Source organism: Stenotrophomonas sp. STEN063 (assembly GCF_056854515.1).
In genome coordinates, this window is record NZ_JBXFWF010000031.1 from 1 (window position 1) to 21496 (window position 21496).

The following is a 21496-nucleotide window of genomic DNA, read 5'->3' on the forward strand; positions in this document are numbered from 1 at the left end:
CACGAACCCAGGCCCGCCGCCGGGCCGCCCGCTCCCTGCCCCCGGGCGCGGGGCGACCCCCCGCCGGCACGGTGGTCCGCATTCCCGGCCTGACTCGCAATGCCGCTGACTTCGACGCACTGGCCGAAACGCTGACCGCGGTCGGCTGGCGCGTGCTTGCGGTCGACCTGCGTGGCCGTGCGGGTTCGCCACGTGCGCCCGACCCAAGCAGCTACAACCCGCGCACCTACGCCGACGACATGGTGGCGCTGCTGCGTTCGCAGAACATCGCCAAGGCGGTGTTCATCGGCACCTCGCTGGGTGTGCTGGTCACCATCACTCTCGCCTCGCGCGCACCAGAGCTGATCGCAGCGGCGGTGCTCAACGACGCCGGCCCCAAGGTGCCACGCGAAGCCCTGGCGCGGATCGGCAAGTATGCCGGCAAGCCGCTGCCACCGATGGATCTGGACCAGGCAGCTGCCTACGCCGAATCCATCGGCAAAGCGTCTTTCCCGCGTTTCACCGCCGAGGACTGGCGGGCGATGGCCTCGCGCAGCTTCCGCCAACGCGACGACGGCCTGCTGGAACTGGACTATGACCCGGCCATCATCCGCACCACCCGGCCGTGGGTGCTGTGGCTGTTGCGGCCGGTGTTGTGGCGCGCGGTGCGCGGACTGACCTCACGGGTGCCGGTGCTGGTGGTGCGTGGTGCACTGTCCGATATCCTGCCGGCCGATGTTGCCCAGCAGATGGCGGCTACGTCGCCAAACGCCAGCCTGGTCGTCGTGCCGGATGTTGGTCACGCACCGACCTTGTCCGAGCCCGAGGCGCGTGATGCGATCCTGGCCCTGCTTGGACGCCTGCCATGAGCGCTGATGAGATGACACCGGAGCTACCGGAAGCCCTGCAAGCACTGCAGCAGTGGGCCGCAGCCGAACGCCTTGGCAAGCCCACCCACATCGCGCAGGCGCGCATCGATGCCTTCGCCGAGGCCACTGGTGACCACAACTGGATCCACGTCGATCCGGCCCGTGCGCAGGCAGGTTTGCCGGGCGGGACGACCATCGCACATGGCTTCCTGCTGCTCTCGCTCACCGTCGAGGAGGACGTTGCAGCGCTGGTCGGCTTTCCCGGCATCGCCCACGTACTGAACTACGGTTTGAACAAGGTGCGCTTTCTGGCGCCGGTGCCCAGCGGCGCCGATATCCGGGTGCGCTCACGCCTGGTCTCACTGGAGCCACGCCAGCCTGGGCAATGGCTGCTGACCCAGCACAAGAGCGTGGAACTGCAGCCCGGCGGCGAGGTGGCACTTGCCGCCGAGCAGCTGTCATTGATCGTGATCGCGCCCTGACGCGCCCCTGCATGGCAAGCGACCGGCCGGCATCCAGCACGCCGGCCACGGTTCTCTCTACACTGGAGCGATGTTGACGCCCTCCATCGTCCTGTTCGCCTGCATCGCGTGGACCGTGCTGCTGTTCGGCGTTGCCCTGTGGGGCGAGCGCCAGGGTCACCGCCTCGGCAGGATCTGGCCAGCCATCTATGCGCTGTCACTGGCCGTGCACTGCACCGCGTGGACGTATTACGGCGCTGCTTCGCAGGGCGTGCAATGGGGCTTCCCGATCCCGCCCACCTTGATCGGCATGGCGCTGATCTTCGCCTTCGGCCTGCCCTTCCTCGCGCGCCTGGGCAGGTTGGCCAAACAGCACAACAGCGCCACCATCGCCGACCTGGTGGTTGCACGGCTGCGCACCGACCAGGGCCTTGGTGTGACCATCACCCTGGTCGCACTGTTCGGCATCATTCCCTATATCGCGCTGCAGCTTAAGGCGGTGAGCCAGGGACTCAGTGCACTGCTCGGTGACCAGTTCGCCGCCAACGGCTGGCAGCTGGACATGTCGTTCTGGTTCGCGCTGACGATGGCGGCATTCACCATGCTGTTCGGCGCGCGCAAGGCCTCGGCCACCGAACACAACCGCGGCATCGTGGTCGCGCTGGGGCTGGAGTCGCTGCTGAAGTTGGCGGCGCTGCTGGCGATTGGCCTGTATGCGGCAATCTCGGTGCATCGCGCCGGCACGCCATTGCTTGAAAAGATGGCGCACCTGCCACCGCCGGCGGTGATCCCCGACTTCCTGACCATGGTCGCGCTGGGCGCGATGGCAGCGTTCACCCTGCCCCATCAGTTCCATGTCGGCGTGGTCGAGCTGCGCCAGTCCTCGGACCTGAAGACCGCGCGTTGGCTGTTCCCGCTTTACCTGCTGTTGATCGGCCTGCCGTCGGTGCCGATGGCCTTGTCCGGTGCCGCGCAACTGCCGGCGTCGGTATCGCCGGACCTCTACGTACTGGCCTTGCCGCAGGAACGCGGTCACCACGTGCTGGCGCTGCTCGCCTACCTGGGCAGCCTGAGCGCGGCCACCGGCATGATGATCCTGTCCGGCCTGACCCTGTCGATCATGCTCGGCAACCATGGCTTTGGCTCGCACCTGCTGGGCGGGATGAACAGCGGCGGCAACGATGCCGGCGCCGACCTGCGCCCGCGCGTGCTGGCATTCCGCCGCGCCGGCATCCTCGCCGTATTCCTGATGTCGTGGCTGTACAGCCGCGCCATGAGCGGCACCGAGGCGCTCAGCGATTTCGGCCTGATGTCATTCACCGCCCTGTCGCAGCTGGCGCCGGCGGTGCTGCTGGCGGTGTACCGGCCGCGCACGCCCTCGCCTGCGATCATGGCCGGCATCGTGCTGGGCTCGCTGGTCTGGCTGTGGCTGGTATTGCTGCCGATGGTGATACCCGCACCGGACCCGGCGGCGGGCAGGGAAGGTTTGCATTGGCTGGCGCTGTTCTCGCTGCGCATGCAGCCCGGCCACATCGCCATCAGCATGGGCGCCAGCCTGGCGGTCAACCTCATCACCGTTGCGCTGGTATCACGCGCGATCCGTCCTTCGCTGCCGCTGCAACGCGATGCGGTAGCCGCTGCCTCATTGCGCAAGACCGCCGGCCGCTTCCTCGGCCAGGAACGCGCACGGCAGCTGATGGACGGGCATGCAGGGCAGATGCTGGATGACGACCGGGTCACCGCGATCGAGCGCGAGCTGACCGCCGTGGTCGGCGCCGGCATGGCACGGCTGCTGGTCGAGGCCGCGCGTGATGGCGGCGCTGCGCCGCTGGATGCGGTTACCCGCGCCGTCGGTGAAGCCACGCAGGCGCTGCGTTTCAACCAGCGCCTGCTGGAAGCCGCATTGGAAAACATGAGCCAGGGCATCAGCGTGGTGGATGCCCAGCTGCAGCTGGTGGCCTGGAACAGCCGCTATGCCGCGCTGTTCAAATTTCCGCCCGAACTGCTGCAGGTCGGGCAGCCGGTCGCCAATCTCACTGCTTGGGCCTTGGGCGAACTGAAGATCGGCGAGGCCCCGGGTGACAACGTCGGCAAGGCGCTGAACCGTCGCATCGCGCATATGCGGCGTGGCACGCCGCATCTGTCCGAACGCATCTTCCCTGACAACACCATCGTCGAAATCCGCGGCAACCCGATGCCCGGCGGCGGCTACGTCGCCACCTTCACCGATGTCACCGCCTTCCGCATGGCCGAGGACGCGCTCAAGCGCAGCAATGAGACCCTGGAGCTGCGCGTGCAGGACCGCACCGCGCGCCTGGAACAGGCCGTGCACGAAGCCGAGCGTGCGAACGTGGCCAAGACGCGCTTCCTGACCGCGGTCGGCCACGACCTGATCCAGCCGCTGCACGCCGCGCAGCTGCTCACCGATGCGATGTCACAGCACATCGAATCGGAGTTCCTGGACAGCTTCCTGCGTCAGATCCGCGGCGCATTGGACTCGACCGACGACCTGCTGTCGGGCTTGCTGGATATATCGCGACTGGAAGCGGGTGGACTGGTCGCCGATCCACGGCCGTTCGCCTTGTCGACCGTACTTGATCCCTTGGCTCAGGAATTCGCCGTGCTGGCAGCCGCGCGCGGCCTGCAGTTCCGCTACGTGCGCAGCCGCGTCTGGGTGCACAGCGATCCGCTGCTGCTGCGCCGCGTGCTGCAGAATTTCCTCGCCAACGCCATCCGCTACACGCGTAGCGGCGGCGTGCTGCTCGGCGTCCGCCGCCACGGCGACACGCTGACCATCGGCGTCCACGACAGCGGCCCCGGCATCACCCCGGAGCAGCAGAGCGTCGTGTTCGAGGAATTCCATCGCGGTGATCGCAGCAATGGCCAAGGACTGGGGCTCGGACTGGCGATTGCGCACCGCATCGCCGGCCTGCTGCATGCACCGCTGGGCCTGCACAGCGTGGTCAACCGCGGTTCGGCGTTCTCCATCACGGTGACACGCGCAAGCCCGCCGCCGGCCACACGCAATGACGCGCCCTCGGGCGGCACCAGCACCATCAAGGGCACCCGCGTGCTGGTGGTCGACAACGATGCGGACGCGCTGCAGGCGATGCGGCAGCTGCTACTGTCGTGGGGCTGCGAGGTAAGCGCGTACAGCGATACCAGCGAGATCGGTGCATCCGCACAGGAGGCGGACCTGTGGTTGTTCGACTATCACCTCGACGACGGTGACACCGGCGTCCAGCTGTGGAAGCGTCTGGACGGCGCGCGCAGGCAGCGGCCGACAGTCATCCTCAGCGCCGATACCGGCAGCGATACCCGCGAGGCAGTACGCGAAGTTGGGCTGTCACTGTTGAACAAACCGTTCAAGCCACTGGCGCTGCGCTGGGCGATCAACCATCTGCTGGCTACGCGCAGCACCGCAGCAACGTGACCCGAAGCAGACACCGCCGGATCCGCTGATCGGCCAGCGCCATATCGCGGATCAGGCGTCCTGCGTCTCTTCGATCTGCCGCGATGGATCGTTCAGCCCCATCTCGTGCAGTACACGGATCGCCTGTGCGCGGTTGCGCACGCCGAGCCGGCCCATGATGCGGGTCATATGCGCCTTGATCGTGCGCAGCTGCACGCCAAGGCGATCGGCGATCTGCTTGTTGAGCAGCCCTTCGGCGACCAGGCTCAGTACCTTGTACTGGTGCGCGGACAGGCTGGCCAGGCGCGCTGCGAGGTCCGCATCCTTGCTGAAAGGTGCAACCCGGGCAACGGTTTCGCGCAGCATCGCCGGTATCCAGCGTTCACCATCGAGCACGGTCTGCAAGGCCTGCTGCAGGTCCACCAGCCCCGAGCTCTTGGGCAGGTAACCGGCAGCTCCAAGGTCGATGGCGCGGCGGATCACATGCGGCTCTTCATTGGCCGAGACGATGATGATCGCCAGCCCCGGTTGCAGGGCACGGATCGTCGCCAGACCAGCAAGACCGTGGTTGCCCGGCATGTGCAGGTCCAGCAGCATCAGGTCGATCTGCTGGCTCTCGATCGCCTCCAGCACGCTGTCCAGCGAATCGGCCTCGCTGATCTGCAGGTCATCAACCGCCTCTTCGGCCGCGCGATGCAAGGCTGCGCGGAACAAGGGGTGATCATCGGCGATAAGCAGGGTCGGCATGTCCTGGCGAGGTTAGCAAATTAAGCCTGGGCCGGGCACGGGTACCTAGGTACGCTGGCATGTAAACATTGGCTTGCTAGTGTGGGGCAATGAAGATCCCCCGCCCCGTTACCCTGCTTTGCGCCGCGCTGCCGCTGTTGGGCTGCGTTTCCGTCGCCCAGGCCGCCACGCCTGGCCCTGCCGCTGCCGCACCCGTGTTCGAGCAATGGCGCGAAACCGAGCACCGCGGCGGCGATGATCTGCTGACCGCAGGGTTGGGCCTCGATGGCCTGCGCGCCGCTGCCGCGCCGGCATTCGCCAATCCGGCCCAGCCGACCGCAGTGGAAGCACGCCGCCGCGCAATCTGGAGCAGCTGGCGCGGCATCGCCGACCTCACCCCTGGCGGCGGCTTCGGCGATGTCTACGGCAATCTGCAGGCAGCGCCGGGCCGGGAGTTTTCGGCCTATGCGCGCATCCCCGGCGCCCGTCAGCCGCATCGGGTACTGGTGCAGATTCCCGATAGCTTCGACCCGGCACGCCGCTGCCTGGTAGCCGCAGCCTCCTCTGGCTCGCGCGGCATCTACGGCGCGATCTCGGTCGCCGGCAGCTGGGGCCTGGCCCACGGCTGCGCCGTCGCCTATACCGACAAAGGCACCGGCAGCGACTATTACGACCTGGACGCCAGCAGCGGCTTCCAGGCCGACGGCACGCCTGCGACGCAGGGCGCACTTGCCTTCGCTCCAACCGATAGCAAAGCGGCGCATGGCATCGCCTTCAAGCACGCCCATTCCGGTGACAACCCGGAAGCCGACTGGGGCCGGCATCTGCTGCAGGCACTGCAGTTCGGCTTGCAGGCGCTGGACCGTGCCTACCCGCAATCGGCACCGTTCACCCCCGCAAATACCCGCACGCTGGGCGCAGGTGTCTCCAACGGTGGCGGCGCGGTGCTGCGCGCAGCGGAGATCGAGGGCGACTGGTTCGATGCGATGGTCGCGGGCGAGCCGAATGTCTCGGTGGCTGGCGCGCCGCCGCTCTACGACTTCGTCACCCAATCCGCGCTGCTGATGCCCTGCGCGCTGCTTGCGCTGGATGATCTGCCGCAGCCGCCGATGCAGGCACAGGCAGCACCGGCATGGACGCAACGCTGTGCCATCCTGAAATCGGCCGGACTGGTGCAAGGCGATGACACCGCCGCACAAGCACAGTCGGCACGCCAGCAACTCGCCGACGCCGGGCTCAGCGATGGCGCGCTACGCGCCGGTGCGTTCTCGACCGGCTTCGACCTGTGGCGCGCAATCGCGGTGACCTATGCATCGGCATATGGCCGCTACGGCGCGGGCGAACATCCCTGCGCCTACAGCTACTCTGCTGTCGGTGCGGACGGCAAACCCGTTGCTGCGACCGCCGAGCTGCGCGCTAGCTGGTGGAGCGAAGGCAGCGGTATTCCGCCCGGCAGTGGCGTGGTGCTGGTGGACGGCAATGCCGCCCAATCGGCGGAGGATCCGCTGCGTGGCTTGAACTGTCTGCGTGCACTCGGCCTGGATGACAGCGCCGATGCCAAGCGCGTACGCGCCGGCATCGCCGATGCTGCCGCCAAGGCGCCGCGTCGCAGCCTGCCAATCGTGGTCATCCACGGTACCGACGACGGATTGGTGCCGATCAGCATGACCAGTGACCGCTATGTACCGCTCGCACGCAAGGCTGGTGCGCAGATCGCCTATTGGCGGGTAAGCAACGGCCAGCACTTCGACTCGCTGCTGGCCTTCCCGGATTACCGCAAGCGCTATGTGCCGCTGCTTCCCTACATGTTTGCGGCAATGGATCAGGTGTGGGATCACCTTGAGAATCCAGCACACGCCCTGCCGCAGGATGCCTTGATCCAGCCAACGCCGCGCGCGGAGGCACCGTTGCAGCGCTCGCAGCTGACCATTCCCGCAACTTCCGGCCGCTGACCCGCTGCCAACCAGGATATACAGATGTCATTCGCAGCCGACGCAAATTCCGCCGAATCCAGCGCCTACGCCTATCCGCTGCTGATCAAGCAGCTGCTGCACACACCGCTGGCGATCAATCCCGATCAGGAAATCGTCTACGGCGACAGGGTCCGCTTCGACTACCGCACGCTGCAGGCGCGTATCGGCCAACTGGCTGGCCTGCTGACGTCACTGGGCGTGAAGCCCGGCGACACCGTGGCAGTGATGGACTGGGACAGCAACCGCTACCTGGAAAGCTACTTCGCGGTGCCGATGATCGGCGCGGTGCTGATGACGGTGAACATCCGCCTGGCCCCGGAGCAGATCGCTTATACGCTGAATCACAGCAGCGCGCGGGTCATCCTGGCCAACCGCGAGTTCCTGCCGGTGCTGGAGAGCATTGAAGAGCAACTGCCGGACCTGCGCACGCGGGTGTTGCTGGACGATGAAGCAGGCCCGCTGCCCGCCGGCTTCGCCACCGAGTACGAAGCAGGCCTGCGCGGCGCCGAGCCGGTCCGCGACTTCCCGGACTTCGACGAGAACACCCGCGCCACTATGTTCTATACGACCGGCACCACCGGTCTGCCCAAGGGCGTGTTCTTCAGCCATCGCCAGCTTGTCCTGCATTCGCTGGCAGCGATGGCGGCACTGGGCAGTGCACCCAAGCAGGGCCGGCTGCACCGCGACGATGTCTACATGCCGATCACCCCGATGTTCCATGTGCACGCCTGGGGCATGCCGTACGTGGCCACGCTGCTGGGCATCAAGCAGGTGTATCCGGGCCGCTACCTGCCGGGCAAACTGCTGGATCTGATCGCGCGCGAGAAAGTGACGTTCTCGCATTGCGTACCAACCATCCTGCATATGCTGCTGGGCCACCCCACTGCGGCAGATACCGATCTGCACGGCTGGAAAGTCATCATCGGCGGCGCCGCACTGCCGCGTGCCTTGGCGCAGCAGGCCTTGGCGCGCGGCATCGACATCTTCGGCGGCTACGGCATGTCCGAAACCTGCCCGCTGCTCACCCTCGCCCAGATCGATGTGGATGCCCTGACTGGCACCGATGAGGAGCTGTCGCTGCGTACCAAGGCCGGTATTCCGGTACCGCTGGTGGAGTTGCGCATCGTCGATGAAGACATGAACGAAGTTGCCCACGACGGCGTCGCCACCGGCGAAGTGGTGGTACGCGCGCCATGGCTTACCCAAGGCTATCTGCACAATCCAGAGGCCTCGGAAGCCTTGTGGGCCGGCGGCTACCTGCACACCGGCGACATCGGCAACATCGACAGCGGCGGCTACCTGCGTGTCACCGACCGCATCAAGGACGTGATCAAGACCGGCGGTGAATGGATCTCCTCACTCGCGCTGGAGGACATCATCGCCATGCATCCGGCGGTCAACGAGGTCGCGGTGATCGGCATTGCCGATGCCAAGTGGGGCGAGCGGCCACTGCCGTTGGTGGTCAAGCACGCGGGCAGCACTGTTAGCGAAGCCGAGATCATCGAGCTGGTCGCCGCCCGCAGCCGCGCCGGCGACATCTCCCGCTACGCGATCCCCGACCGCGTCAGCTTCGTCGATTCGATAGAGCGCACCAGCGTCGGCAAGATCAACAAGAAGAAGCTGCGCAGCCTGCATGACCTGTCAGCGAATGCTGCTGGCAGCTGAAGTCGAGCTCGCGACAGTGGTTTTGTAGGAGCGGCGTAAGCCGCGAAGCTGGCAGCAATGAAGTTACCAACAAGCCCGCAATCGCATGGATCGCGAGCTTCGCGGCTGACGCCGCTCCTACAAAGAAGCAGCACGCCAGCACTTCGCGGGCCGAAGCCAGAAGCGCGGCTTCTGTCAGCCTTTCCACGACGGATATCTTGTGGGAGCGGCGTAAGCCGCGAAGCTCGCAGCAATGAAGCGATCAACATCCCCGCAATCGCATGGGCAGCGAGCTTCGCGGCTTACACCGCTCCCACAAAAAGAGGAAAACCGATGCCAAGGGTTTGGCATCGGTTTCCGGGTGACTCAACGATCAAGTGGAAAGCACTACCGAAGCCACAAGGGCTTCAGCTCTCCGGCGTAGCCGCCTTGTAAACCGGCTCACCATCAACCCAGGTCGACAACACCTTCAGGTCATCAAGCTGGTCGGCAGCGACTTTCAACGGGTCACGATCCAGCACCACGAAGTCGGCACGCAAGCCGGGCTGCAGCTTGCCTACCCGGGCTTCATCATGGCCAGCCCATGCCGCGTCGCTGGTGAAGCCGCGCAGCGCTTCGGCGGCGCTCAGGCGCTGCTCGGGCTGCCAGCCACCTGGCGGCTGGCCGTCGCGGTCCTGACGGGTCACCGCTGCGTACAGGCCCAGACGCGGGTCAACCTGCTCCACCGGGAAATCAGAGCCCAGGGCCAGACGCGCGCCGCTGTGCAGGAAGCGCTGCCAGGCATAGGCACCGAGGATGCGTTCCGGCCCGACACGCTGCTCGGCCCAGCCCATGTCCGAGGTGGCGTGGGTCGGCTGCATCGAGGCGATCACCCCGAGCTTGGCGAAACGCGGGATGTCCTGCAGCGACACAACCTGCGAGTGTTCGATGCGCCAGCGGTGATCGGCGTCCTTGTGGGTGCCCAGCACCTTCTCGTAGGTATCCAGCACGATGCGGTTGCCGCGATCACCGATCGCATGGGTAGCGACCTGCACCTTGCAGCCGTCGGCCTTGCGCACGGCGACTTCGAACTCCTCCGGCGAGGTCATCAGCAGGCCGTGGTTATGCGGGTCGTCGCTGTAAGCGGTCAGCAGGGCCGCACCGCGGCTGCCCAACGCGCCATCCATGTACAGCTTGACCCCGCGCATCTGCAGGCGACCGCCGGGATGGGCGTACAGGCCGGTCTTGCACAGGTCCTCCAGCGCTTCGTTGTTGCCATCGGCATAGGCGTCGATGCGCAACGGCAGCTTGCCCTGGTCAGCCAGACGCTTCATCAGCGCCAGATCCTCGCGCGACACGCCCATGTCATGCACACCGGTCAGACCATTGCTGACCGCCGCCTGCAGCGCAGCCTGCAGGCGCTTTTCACGCGAAGCGTCATCCAGTGCCGGAATCTGCGAATAGACCAGCGACGCCGCACCATCGACCAGCACGCCACTCGGCTTGCCAGCAGCATCGCGCAGGATGCGCCCGCCCTCCGGCTGCCAGTCTCCGGATAGCGATTTCCCAGCTTTCTCGGCAAGGTGGATGGCGGCGCTGTTGACCCAGCCGGCATGGCCGTCGATACGCTCCAGATAGACCGGCCGCTGCGGGAACGCCGCATCCAGATCGGCGGCGGTGGGGAAATCGGTATTGTCCCAACGGTTCTGGTCCCAACCACGCCCCAGCAACCACTCGCCGGGCGCCAGGGTTTTCTCGAAGGCCTGCAACCGCTCCAGTACTTCGCCGCGATTGCGTGCGCCGGTGAGATCGGCCTGCATCAGGGTATTGCCCAGGCCCATGATGTGCGCATGGGCATCGATCAGGCCCGGCACCACGGTCGCGTCGCCCACGTCGATGCGCGGTGCCTGCGGGTACAACTGCAGCAGTGCATCGGCACTGCCCACGTCCAGTACCTTGCCGCTGTCACTTTCCCAGGCGATGGCACCGACCACCGGCTGTGCCGGGTCGCCGGTGCGGATGGTATCGGCGACCAGCAGCTTGACCTCGGCCTGGGCCGGGAGCGCATGCAGACAGGGAAGCAACAGGGCGACACAGGCAAGACGACGCATCAGGCACGCTCCACAACGGAATGCGTGGACTATGCCGTCATCGGCCCAGCCTGACAAACCGTGCCCTGCACCTCAGCCGGGCAGAAACGCCCGCTGCGCTCAGTCGGCGCTTACATCGACGCGGACGCGGATCTGTTCGCCGGGGTGGTAGTCGCGATGGGTGCGGTATTGCCGGCCAGCGTATTCGTAGGTGACGTCGTAGCCATCCACCCGCTCGCTCTCGCTGCCATAGCCACTGGGCTCACAGACCCGCACGTCACCGCGCTGGTAGGTCGGCCGGTTGCTGGCTTCGTAGATCGCGCGACCGGCAGCGCCGCCGGCAATGGTGCCGACCGCGGTGCCCAGGTAGCGGCCATCGCCACCACCGATGCGGCTGCCGATCACCGCACCGGCCAGGCCACCGATCACCGTCGCCCACTGGCGACCGCTTTCGTTGCCCTGCCGGTACTGGCCGTTGTCGTAGCCACGCTGGTCGTAGCCATCATTCCGATAGCCGTTGTTGCCGTAGCTGTTGTTGCCGTAGCCACCGGCCTGATAACCATTGTTGTTATCCACATAACCGCCATCGTTGCGCTGATAGCAGCGCTCATTGCGCCCCTGATCGCCGTTGACGATGACCGGATCCACCCGCACCACCCGCGCGTAGTCGTACACCGGGCCATTGGTGTCGCTGCTCCCGCTGCGATACCGGCCATCGTCATGGCGCGGGTCCGGCCGGTACTGGCCATCATCGTAAGAAGCGTTGGGGCGGTATTGACCGTCGTCGTAGCGCTGTGCGGACGCATGGAAGGCGACCAGACCACCGGCAACAAGGACAGCGGCAACAGCTAGCGAGCGACTCATGGCAGCAACCACTCCGGCAGGAATGAGGAACAAGGGATGAGCGATGCTCAGGCGCGACGGGTGAAACGACCCTGAACCGGCCCGGCCAGCGCTGAACGCTCGCCGGGCCAGCGCCAGGTCAGGCCGAAAACTCGGTATCCAGGCTGATCGGCACCGCACTCAGCGCCTTGGACACCGGACAGTTCTGCTTGGCGTCATCGGCAATTGCGCGGAACCGGGTCTCGTCCAGGCCCGGCACCACCGCCTTTACCTTCAGCCGGATCTGCGACAGCTGCGGGCCGCCCTCCATCGACAGGTCGACATCGGCACGGGTGTCCAATGAGGTCGGTGGGAAGCCGGCCTCGCTGAGCTTGGCCGACAGCGCCATGGTGAAGCAGCCTGCATGCGCGGCAGCGATCAACTCCTCGGGGTTGGTGCCCTTCTCATCACCGAAGCGGCTGTTGAAGGCGTAGCGGGTGTTCTCCATCAAGCCGCTCTGCGGCGTGCTCAAGCGGCCCTGCCCAGTCTTCAGATCACCTTCCCAGCGTGCGGTGGCATGACGCGAAATACCCATGGTCGAACTCCTCGTGGTGGATGACGCCGCCAGCCTAGCCCACGTCGCGTTAGCAGTTTGTGCGGTGCAGCTGTGGGCGCAACGGCGTGCCCGAAGACCAGGGGCAACACCGTGGATGATCGCAGCCCTGCCCTGTTTTTGCGTGCCTTGTGGCACTGATTTGTTGTCCAAATACGCCCGGAAGCAATTTTTATGGGCTTTTTCTTCGATTACCTATTGGCGTCACGCAATTCATGCCCTACATTTCGCTTGCCGACGGGGTCGGCACGACCAACAACCAACCGTTCACGGAACAGGAAATCATGGCAAAGACCGCTAAAAAGGCTGCCCCGAAGAAGGCAGTGAAGAAAGTAGCCACGAAGGCTGCAACCAAGGCTGCCGCCAAGCCGGCCGCACCGAAGCCGATCAAGGAAGCACTGACCAAGTCCGGTCTGGTCGCCCACATCGCTGAAGCCACCTCGGTTGCTGCCAAGGACGTGCGCGCTGTGTTCGCCGCCCTTGAAGGCGCCGTCGCCGCCTCGGTCAACAAGAAGGGCGCTGGCTCCTTCACCCTGCCGGGCCTGCTGAAGATCTCCACCGTGAGCGTTGCTGCCAAGCCGAAGCGCAAGGGCATCAACCCGTTCACCAAGGAAGAGCAGTGGTTTGCTGCCAAGCCGGCCACCACCAAGCTCAAGGTGCGTCCGCTCAAGAAGCTCAAGGACGCTGCGCTGTAATCAGCGCGCCCCTTGGCGAAGAAACGGGACGGCCCTGCCGTCCCGTTTTTTTTTTGGGGCTTTTGGTGTGGTGGAAAACGTTCCCATGGCCCGCAGCGTTCTGCCGGTGGCATCGGGAAAACGCTGGAACACAGCGTCATGGTCCAACGCCTCGTACCTGCGCCAGCACCGGCCTATGGTGGCCACTCCCACCGCTTCCCCACGCAGTCCACCATGTCCATCAGCAAGCATCGCTACCGAATCTCCGTCACTCCGATCGAGACTGACGGCCAGCAGTGCAGCGGCCGCTGCTCGATCGAGTTCGAACAGCGCAGCCAATACAACTGGATGCGCCAGCTGGAATCCGCGCAAGGCCAACGTCGACTGTCCTGCAATGAGGATGCCGGCGTCGTGGTTGTCACCGGCCTGCTGGAAACACTGGCCGAATCGGCAGGCAAGCCCGACAGCCTGTTGAGCGCCCTGCAGCCGGAGCTCGGCCAGTTGCTGCACAAGCTCAAGCAGCTGCAGAGGCCGCTGGAATAAGTCGCTGGCCGTAAACCTTGCGCCCAGCAGCCCCCAGCATCCTCGCCGAAGCGGCGTCCGGCTGATCAACGGGACCGCACAGCAGTGCTCCGCGCGCTGACATCGCAGCAGCCCGCTCATTGGTCTCAATGACAGGGAGATCAACCGGCGGTACGTGCGCGCGATTGAATCCGGCCTGCTAATTGACCGTTCACCCGATCCGGTTATCTTGCTATTCCAACCTGTCGCCATCACCGAGTGCGCCCGATGAACCTGCGTTCCCTGCTCCTCCCCTGCATCGCCTTGATCGCCATCGCCGGCAGTGCCCATGCCGCACCGCAGGTCAACGGCAAGCAATTGACTGTGGGTGCCGCCGACGTGCAGCAGTACCTGGACGGCAGCTTCCCGCGCACGCAGAAGGCGCTTGGCGGCCTGCTGGCACTGACCGTCAGCCAGCCGCGGCTGACCTTGCCGCAGGGCAGTCGCCTGGATCTGGGCTTCAACCTGGCCATGGCCGCGGGTGGTTCGTCGATGCCGGTGGGCGATGTACAGATCAGCAGCGGCCTGCGCTACGACGCACAGACCCAGGGCTTCCATCTGGACCAGCCCACCGTTGATGGCTTCCGCCCCAGCGCCGGTGGCGGCGAGCTGGATTCAAGCACCCGCAGCCTGCTCAACAGCTGGTTGGCCGACTACGCCCGCCGCGAGCCGATCTACAAGATCGACCCAGCCATCGCCAAGGTGATGGGCGTACTGCAGGTGAAGTCGGTGGGCATCCAGAACGGCCGCATCGCCGTGGACTTCAACCAGAACCTGGGCAGCTTCGTGCCGCAGGGCTTACTGGGCAACTGACACGGACAGCTGTAGAAACGAAAGAGGCCGCGATTGCGGCCTCTTTCATTTTGATCTGCTGGTGGGAGCGGCGTAAGCCGCGAAGCCGGCGATGTACCAGCCTCGAAGCCGGGCCTTTCCCCAACAGAGCCGTTTCGACTTTCATTGGCAGCACCTGAGCTGACACCAGCTTCGCGGCTTACGCCGCTCCCACAAGAGCAGCGGGCGCCTTTCAGCGCTTCGGCTGCAGCATCGTGCCGGTGCACTTGGGCGAGCCGCAACGGCATTCCCAGATCTTCTTCAGACGCGGGGTGTGGCGCTCGGCCAGGGTGATGCCGTAGTTGTAGGTCAGCTCTTCGCCCGGCTTGATATCGCGGATGGCTTCGATGAACACCTTGTCGGCGGTGCGGTCATCACCTTCGGCCTCTTCGATCATCGCCTCGCAGTTGGGATCGCAGCTGTGGTTGATCCAGCGTGCGTCGTTGCCCTTGTAGTTGGCATCGATGACGTAATCGTCGTTCAGGGTGAACAGGAAGGTGTGGCCGGATTCCACATCGCCGGCATCATCCGCATCCACTTCGGCATGGGTACGGTGCTTGCCCTTGTACTCGATGACGCGCTCGCCCTTCTTGAGATCGGCCACGGCGAACACGCCATTGCCGTGGATGGAGGATTTGCGTGCCTGGATCTTCTTGGGCATGTACATGGCCGGAACTTGAGTGAGGCGGTGATTCTCGCCCATCGGGCTGGACAACCCAAGGGCTGGGATTGGGGATTGGGGATTGGGGATTGGCAAGAGTGTGGCGCTGCGTGGTCTCTGGCCTGCTGTTGCTTCCCGGCAAACCGAAAGCACGAAGCAGCGGCTGCGCCGCCCCCCTCTCCTGCCTTCGGCATCCTCTCCCACGAGGGGAGAGGAAACAGCTGCAGTCCCCTGTTTGGCTGGGGGTTTCTGCCAGCTGAACGGCAAAACTTGGCCCCCCGGACCAGAAAGAGTACAATTTTGGTCCACATTGATACCCCCCGCTCCCGCAATGCTCCGCGTCACCAAGCTCACCGATTACGCCACCGTTGTCCTGACCGTGCTCGCCGCACGGCCGGCCGAAGTGCTGAGCGCGACCGATCTGGCTGAAGCCGCCGGACTGGAGCCGCCCACCGTCAGCAAGCTGCTCAAGCCACTGGCCCAGGCCGGCCTGGTCGAAGGCCTGCGCGGCGTGCATGGCGGTTACCGGCTGACCCGCCCGGCCTCCGAGATCACCCTGATCGAGATCCTGGAAGCAATGGAAGGTCCGCTGGCCATCACCGAATGCAGCCAGGAGCAGAGCCAGTGCGGCCTTGCCGGGCAGTGCGGTGTGCGCTCGAACTGGCGGCTGATCAATGACGTGGTTTCCGATGCCCTGCGCGGCGTCACCCTCGCGCAGATGCTGCACCCCTTACCGCTTGCCGACCGTCGACGCATCAGCGCCGACGTCGTCTCCTGAACAACCGTAGGCAGCCCTGATGGCCACCGAGATCATCGAAAAGGTCGACACCGTCGACAGTCCAAACCGTGAGATCCACGAACAGCTGGGGCGCAAGTACGACGCCGGCTTCGTCACCCTGATCGAGTCCGAATCGTTCCCGCCGGGCCTGGACGAGGACGTCATCCGCGCCCTCTCGGCCAAGAAGGACGAGCCCGAGTGGATGACGCAATGGCGCCTGGACGCCTACCGCCACTTCCTGACCATGCGCCAGCCGGATTGGGCGAAGCTGCAGATCGGCCCGATCGACCTGCAGGCGCTGAGCTACTTCTCCGCGCCCAAGGGCCCGAAGTACCAGTCGCTGGACGAAGTGCCCAAGGAACTGCTGGACACCTACGAAAAGCTCGGCGTGCCGCTGCACGAGCGCGCAAAACTGGCCGGTGTGGCAGTGGATGCGGTGTTCGACTCGGTCTCGGTCGGCACCACCTTCCGCAAGGAACTGGCCGAAAAGGGCGTGGTGTTCTGCTCCATTTCCGAAGCCATCCGCGAATACCCGGAGCTGGTGCGCAAGTACCTGGGCTCGGTGGTGCCGGTGGGCGACAACTATTTCGCCGCGCTGAACTCGGCGGTGTTCTCCGACGGCAGCTTTGTCTTCATCCCGGCCGGCGTGCGCTGCCCGATGGAGCTGAGCACCTATTTCCGCATCAACGCCAGCAATACCGGGCAGTTCGAGCGCACCTTGATCATCTGCGAAGACAAGGCCTACGTCTCCTACCTGGAAGGCTGCACCGCGCCGATGCGCGATGAGAACCAGCTGCACGCCGCGGTGGTCGAGCTGGTGGCGCTGGAAGATGCCGAGATCAAGTATTCGACCGTGCAGAACTGGTACCCGGGCGACGAGAACGGCGTCGGCGGCATCTACAACTTCGTCACCAAGCGTGCCGAATGCCGTGGCGCGCGCTCCAAGGTGACCTGGACCCAGGTGGAAACCGGCTCGGCCATCACCTGGAAGTACCCGTCCTGCGTGCTGCTGGGCGACGACTCGGTCGGTGAATTCCACTCGGTCGCGCTGACCCACCATCGCCAGCAGGCCGATACCGGCACCAAGATGATCCACGTAGGCAAGCGCACCAAGAGCAAGATCATCTCCAAGGGCATCAGCGCCGGCCGTGGCCAGAACACCTACCGCGGCCTGGTGCGGGTTGACCGTGGCGCCGAAGGCGCGCGCAACTACACCCAGTGCGACTCGCTGCTGATCGGCAAGAAGTGTGGCGCCCACACCTTCCCCTATATCGAGGTGAAGAACCCCAGCGCCACCGTCGAGCACGAAGCCACCACCTCCAAGATCTCCGACGACCAGCTGTTCTATTGCCGCGCCCGCGGCATCGACCAGGAAAACGCGGTGTCGATGATCGTCGACGGCTTCTGCAAGCAAGTCTTCAAGGAACTGCCGATGGAGTTCGCGGTGGAAGCCAAGAAGCTGCTGGAAGTCTCGCTGGAAGGATCGGTCGGATGAGCCGCCTGTCGCTGCTACTGCTGGCCGTGCTGCCGTTCGCAGCCTACGCCGCGGCGCCGGGCAAGGCCTGCGATGACGCCCGCACCCAGTTCGAGCTCAACGAGTGTGCGGCGGCCGAAGCCACCGCCGCCGACGCCGAGCTCAACGCCGTGTACCGGCAGGTAATGCAGAAACTGCAGGGCCAGCAGGTCGCCATCGACAAGCTGCGCGCAGCCCAGCGCCTGTGGATCCCGCTGCGCGACGCTGATATCGAAGCGCGCTATCCGGTGGGCAAGGACGAGAATCCGCGTGTTCTGTACGGCTCGATGTACCCGATGCTGTACTCGGCCAACAAGGCCGAACTGACCCGCAAGCGCACCCAGTGGCTGCGCACCACCTTCCTCGATCGCGCCGAAGGCGAGCTCTGATCGCCCCGCACCCTACATATTGAAGAACGCACCCTCATGCTGAAGATCGAAAACCTCCACGCAAGCATCGGCGACAAGGAAATCCTCAAGGGCCTGTCGCTGGAAGTGAAGCCGGGCGAAGTGCACGCCATCATGGGCCCGAACGGCGCCGGCAAGTCCACCCTCGGCAATGTCCTGTCCGGCCGCGACGGCTACGACGTCACCGCTGGCAGCGTGCAGTTCGAAGATGGCGATCTGCTGGAGCTGGAACCGGAAGCACGCGCCGCCGCCGGCCTGTTCCTGGCCTTCCAGTACCCGGTGGAAATCCCCGGCGTCAACAACACCTACTTCCTGCGTGCCGCGCTCAATGCGCAGCGCAAGGCACGTGGCGAGGAAGAACTGGACTCGATGCAGTTCCTCAAGCTGGTCCGGCAGAAGCTGGCCGTGCTGCATCTGAAGGACGAGCTGCTGCACCGTGGCGTCAACGAAGGTTTCTCCGGTGGCGAGAAGAAGCGCAACGAGATCTTCCAGCTGGCCGTGCTCGAACCGAAGCTCGCGATCCTCGACGAAACCGACTCCGGCCTGGACATCGATGCGCTGAAGAGCGTGGCCGATGGCGTCAACGCACTGCGTTCGCCGGAGCGCTCGTTCCTGGTCATCACCCACTACCAACGCCTGCTCGACTACATCAAGCCGGACGTGGTGCACGTGCTGGCCGACGGCCGCATCGTCAAGACCGGCGGCCCGGAACTGGCGCTGGAGCTGGAAGCCCACGGTTATGACTTCCTGAAGGACCGCGTGGTCCGCGAGGCCGCCAAGTAATGAATGCCCTGCTCGATTCACTGGCCGGCACCTTCTGCGGCAGCAAGGAGCGCGCCGAGCTGCTTGAAGCCGCACTGAAAACCGGCCTGCCCGCCGCCCGCAACGAAGCCTGGAAGTACACCTCGCTGCGCCAGCTGGAGCGCCGCAGCTTCACCGCCGCGCCACTGCAGGCCCCGGACATCGATGCCGCGCTGCTGGCCGACATCCCGTCGCCGCGCCTGGTCTTCGTCAACGGTCGCCACAGCGCTGCGTTGAGCGATCTGTCGTCGCTGGATGCCGGTGTGCAGGTGCGCACCTTGTCTGCCGTGCAGGCCGAAGAACCCGAAGCGCTGCGTTTCCTCGGGCGTCGCTTCGAGCGCGCCGAGGAAGTGTTCGCCCAGCTCAATGCCGCACTCGCCGATGAAGGCGTGCTGGTGCAGGTCGCCGACGGCATCGTCAGCGAAACGCCGCTGCATCTGGTATTTGTCAGCGCGGCGGATTCCAGCGACCACGCCTGGCATCACCGTCACCTGATCGAGCTGCGCCGTGGCGCCGTATTCGGTCTGGTCGAGCACCACCTGCAGGCTGGCGACAGCGCACACCTGGACAACACCCTGGTCCACGTCCACATCGCCCAGGATGCGGTGCTGTCACATGCCCGCGTGCAGGCCGACAGTGCACGTGCCACCTCGCTGCTGCGCACCGACGCGGTATTGGCACGCGATGCGGAATACCGCCGCATCGACCTGGAGCTGGGTGCTGCGCTGAGCCGCCATGAGCTCAACGTGCGCCTGGAAGGCGACAACGCCAAGCTGACCGCCAATGGCGTGCTGCTGGGTACCGGTCGTCGCCATATCGACACCCGCCTGGGCATTGAGCACATCGCCAAGGACACCAGCGCCGAGCTGGTCTGGCGCGGCGTCGCGGCCAACCGCAGCCGCGTGGTGTTCCATGGTGGCATCGGCATCCGCGAAGGCGCCGATGGCACCGATGCCAACCTGTCCAACAAGAACCTGCTGCTGTCGGCCGATGCCGAGATCGATACCCAGCCGACGCTGGTGATCGATGCCGAAGAGGTCAAGGCGGCGCACGGTGCAACCGTCGGCCAGCTCGACGCAAACGCGTTGTTCTACCTGCGCTCGCGCGGCCTGCCGGCGGAAACCGCGCGCGCGATGCTCAGCGCTGCGTTCTGCCACGAGCCGCTGTCCGCGGTGGAAGGCGTCCTTACCGAAAAGCTGGCCCGCCACCTGGACCAGGCACTGCAACAGGCAGGCATGGCATGAATCTCAGTTCCCCGCGTCCGATCCACACTTCAGTTACCGCCCCCGATTGGGAGCGCGTGCGCGCCGATTTCCCGCTGCTGATGCGCGAAGTAAACGGCAAGCCGCTGGTGTATTTCGACAATGCCAACACCGCGCAGAAGCCGCTGTCGGTGATCGGCGCGGTGGACGAGTTCTACCGCCGCTACAACGCCAATGTCAGCCGCGCGGTGCATGCGCTCGGCACCGAAGCTACTGATGCCTACGAAGGCGCACGCACCAAGCTGGCGCGCTTCCTCAACGTGCGCAGCGATGAGCTGGTGCTGTGCAGCGGCACCACCTTCGCGATCAACCTGGTTGCCTATTCGTGGGCGCTGCCGCGCTTGAAGGCTGGCGATGTGATCCTGGTCTCGCGCATGGAGCACCACGCCAACATCGTGCCGTGGCAGCTGGTCGCCCAGCGTACCGGCGCCACCATCCGCGTGGCCGAGATCACGCCCGATGGCAGCCTCGACCTGGACGCGCTGCATGCAGCGATGACCCCGGAAGTGAAGCTGCTGGCGCTCACCCATGTGTCCAATGTGCTGGGCACCATCAATCCCGTGCGCGAGATCTGCCGCGAGGCGCGCAAGCGCGGCATCGTCACCGTGATCGACGGCTCGCAGGCCGCACCGCACCTGAGCGTGGACGTTGCCGCCATCGGCTGCGATTTCTACGTGGTGACCGGCCACAAGATGTGCGGCCCGACCGGCACTGGCGCGCTATGGGCACGCCGCGAACATCTGCAGGACATGCCGCCCTTCCTTGGCGGCGGCGAGATGATCAAGGAAGTCAGCTTCGACGGCACCGTGTTCAACGATGCCCCGCACAAGTTCGAAGCCGGCACGCCGAACATCGCCGGTTTCATCGGCCTGGGCGTGGCGGTGGATTACCTGGAAGCGCTGGGTCGCGAACACATCGAAGCCCGCGAACAGGAATTGCTGGCCCACTTCACCGAAGAACTGCAGCGCGTTGAAGGCCTGCGCATCTTCGGCACTGCGCCGAACAAGGCGGCGGTGGTGTCGTTCCAGATCGAAGGCGCGCATGCGCACGACCTGGCGACCCTGCTAGACCTGCAAGGCGTCGCCGTGCGCTCCGGCCAGCACTGCGCGCACCCGCTGCTGCAGTACTACGGCGTAGCCGCCACCTGCCGCGCCTCGCTGGCGTTCTACAACACGCATGACGAGATCGAGTCCTTCATGGCGGCGTTGAAGAAAGTGCGTAGCCTGCTGGGCTGAGAAATCCGGCTGTTGTAGGAGCGGCGTAAGCCGCGAAGCCGATAGCACTACAGACCAGGATTCAAACAGCGAAAGCGCCCTCACCCCAACCCCTCTCCCGTAAACGGGAGAGGGGTTGAGACGCAGTGCTGGCTGATTGTGGGAACGGCGTGAGCCGTGAAGCTCACAATCCAACAGCACAAAGCTTTACCCCTCCCCAGCCCTC

At 65.4% G+C, this 21496-nt stretch carries 19 protein-coding genes; 14 read left to right on the top strand and 5 right to left on the bottom strand.

Translation table 11 applies throughout. The features are described from left to right. The 3 genes from AC1VWL_RS10100 to AC1VWL_RS10110 all read left to right on the top strand — a co-directional run. Positions 1-848: alpha/beta fold hydrolase (locus AC1VWL_RS10100; protein ID WP_482986587.1), on the top strand; the 848-nt coding region annotated here is incomplete at its 5' end. Continuing rightward, a complete protein-coding gene (locus AC1VWL_RS10105) occupies positions 845-1330 on the top strand; it encodes a MaoC family dehydratase (RefSeq protein ID WP_482986588.1) in 486 nt (161 codons plus the stop codon). The genes AC1VWL_RS10100 and AC1VWL_RS10105, both read left to right, overlap by 4 nt. 70 nt (positions 1331-1400) lie before the next feature. Next, entirely contained in the window at positions 1401-4742 is a 3342-nt protein-coding gene (locus AC1VWL_RS10110; protein WP_482986589.1) for a hybrid sensor histidine kinase/response regulator, read from the top strand. 51 nt (positions 4743-4793) lie between these two features. Here the strand turns inward: AC1VWL_RS10110 and AC1VWL_RS10115 are convergent, their stop codons facing one another. Further along, on the bottom strand, positions 4794-5468 hold the full coding sequence (locus AC1VWL_RS10115; RefSeq protein ID WP_296251694.1) for a response regulator transcription factor: 675 nt from the start codon (positions 5466-5468) through the stop codon (positions 4794-4796). Between the two features lie 89 nt (positions 5469-5557). On the opposite strand from AC1VWL_RS10115, the gene AC1VWL_RS10120 reads away from it, so the two are divergent. Further along, on the top strand, positions 5558-7399 hold the full coding sequence (locus AC1VWL_RS10120) for a 3-hydroxybutyrate oligomer hydrolase family protein (RefSeq protein WP_482986590.1): 1842 nt from the start codon (positions 5558-5560) through the stop codon (positions 7397-7399). 24 nt (positions 7400-7423) lie between these two features. Then, the gene (locus AC1VWL_RS10125) at positions 7424-9085 is read left to right on the top strand and encodes a fatty acid--CoA ligase (protein ID WP_482986591.1); all 1662 of its coding nucleotides are present in this window, start codon (positions 7424-7426) and stop codon (positions 9083-9085) included. A 386-nt stretch (positions 9086-9471) separates the two neighbouring features. Here the strand turns inward: AC1VWL_RS10125 and AC1VWL_RS10130 are convergent, their stop codons facing one another. The 3 genes from AC1VWL_RS10130 to AC1VWL_RS10140 all read right to left on the bottom strand — a co-directional run bounded on the left by AC1VWL_RS10130 (position 9472) and on the right by AC1VWL_RS10140 (position 12550). After that, positions 9472-11154, bottom strand: a complete 1683-nt coding sequence (locus AC1VWL_RS10130; RefSeq protein ID WP_482986592.1) for an amidohydrolase — start codon at positions 11152-11154, stop codon at positions 9472-9474. A 99-nt stretch (positions 11155-11253) separates the two neighbouring features. Further along, positions 11254-11997, bottom strand: coding sequence for a glycine zipper 2TM domain-containing protein (locus tag AC1VWL_RS10135; RefSeq protein WP_482986593.1), 744 nt, complete (start codon positions 11995-11997; stop codon positions 11254-11256). A 118-nt stretch (positions 11998-12115) separates the two neighbouring features. Beyond that, the gene (locus AC1VWL_RS10140; RefSeq protein WP_282272712.1) at positions 12116-12550 is read right to left on the bottom strand and encodes an OsmC family protein; all 435 of its coding nucleotides are present in this window, start codon (positions 12548-12550) and stop codon (positions 12116-12118) included. Positions 12551-12852: 302 nt separating this feature from the next. Between AC1VWL_RS10140 and AC1VWL_RS10145 the strand changes: the two genes are divergently transcribed. From AC1VWL_RS10145 to AC1VWL_RS10155, 3 genes are all read left to right on the top strand, one after another. Next, positions 12853-13263 carry an HU family DNA-binding protein gene (locus tag AC1VWL_RS10145; protein WP_282272710.1) on the top strand — a complete coding sequence of 137 codons (411 nt, stop codon included), beginning with the start codon at positions 12853-12855 and terminating at the stop codon, positions 13261-13263. A gap of 138 nt (positions 13264-13401) precedes the next feature. Further along, the gene (locus AC1VWL_RS10150; RefSeq protein ID WP_481614959.1) at positions 13402-13785 is read left to right on the top strand and encodes a DUF3861 family protein; all 384 of its coding nucleotides are present in this window, start codon (positions 13402-13404) and stop codon (positions 13783-13785) included. 246 nt (positions 13786-14031) lie between these two features. Next, a complete protein-coding gene (locus tag AC1VWL_RS10155) occupies positions 14032-14616 on the top strand; it encodes a YceB family lipoprotein (RefSeq protein WP_282272706.1) in 585 nt (194 codons plus the stop codon). Positions 14617-14827: 211 nt separating this feature from the next. Here AC1VWL_RS10155 and AC1VWL_RS10160 read toward each other — a convergent pair whose 3' ends face one another. Then, positions 14828-15295 (bottom strand): SET domain-containing protein, encoded by a 468-nt coding sequence (locus AC1VWL_RS10160; protein ID WP_282272704.1) that lies wholly within the window; start codon positions 15293-15295, stop codon positions 14828-14830. A gap of 331 nt (positions 15296-15626) precedes the next feature. Here AC1VWL_RS10160 and AC1VWL_RS10165 point away from each other — a divergent pair, with 331 nt between their 5' ends. The 6 genes from AC1VWL_RS10165 to AC1VWL_RS10190 are packed head-to-tail and all read left to right on the top strand — an operon-like array spanning position 15627 to position 21291. Then, positions 15627-16073: an SUF system Fe-S cluster assembly regulator gene (locus AC1VWL_RS10165; RefSeq protein WP_057627263.1), complete on the top strand. Its 447-nt coding sequence runs from the start codon at positions 15627-15629 to the stop codon at positions 16071-16073. A 19-nt stretch (positions 16074-16092) separates the two neighbouring features. After that, on the top strand, positions 16093-17568 hold the full coding sequence (sufB, locus tag AC1VWL_RS10170) for a Fe-S cluster assembly protein SufB (protein ID WP_282271342.1): 1476 nt from the start codon (positions 16093-16095) through the stop codon (positions 17566-17568). Next, a complete protein-coding gene (locus tag AC1VWL_RS10175) occupies positions 17565-17975 on the top strand; it encodes a lysozyme inhibitor LprI family protein (RefSeq protein WP_482986594.1) in 411 nt (136 codons plus the stop codon). Before sufB ends, AC1VWL_RS10175 begins: the two co-directional genes overlap by 4 nt. A 36-nt stretch (positions 17976-18011) precedes the next feature. Beyond that, positions 18012-18776, top strand: coding sequence for a Fe-S cluster assembly ATPase SufC (sufC, locus tag AC1VWL_RS10180; RefSeq protein ID WP_282271346.1), 765 nt, complete (start codon positions 18012-18014; stop codon positions 18774-18776). Further along, complete coding sequence (gene sufD, locus AC1VWL_RS10185) at positions 18776-20038, top strand: Fe-S cluster assembly protein SufD (RefSeq protein WP_481614962.1); 1263 nt, start codon at positions 18776-18778, stop codon at positions 20036-20038. The genes sufC and sufD overlap by 1 nt, the downstream gene beginning before the upstream one ends. Next, positions 20035-21291: a cysteine desulfurase gene (locus AC1VWL_RS10190; RefSeq protein ID WP_482986595.1), complete on the top strand. Its 1257-nt coding sequence runs from the start codon at positions 20035-20037 to the stop codon at positions 21289-21291. The genes sufD and AC1VWL_RS10190 overlap by 4 nt, the downstream gene beginning before the upstream one ends. The last annotated feature ends 205 nt before the right edge of the window (positions 21292-21496 follow it).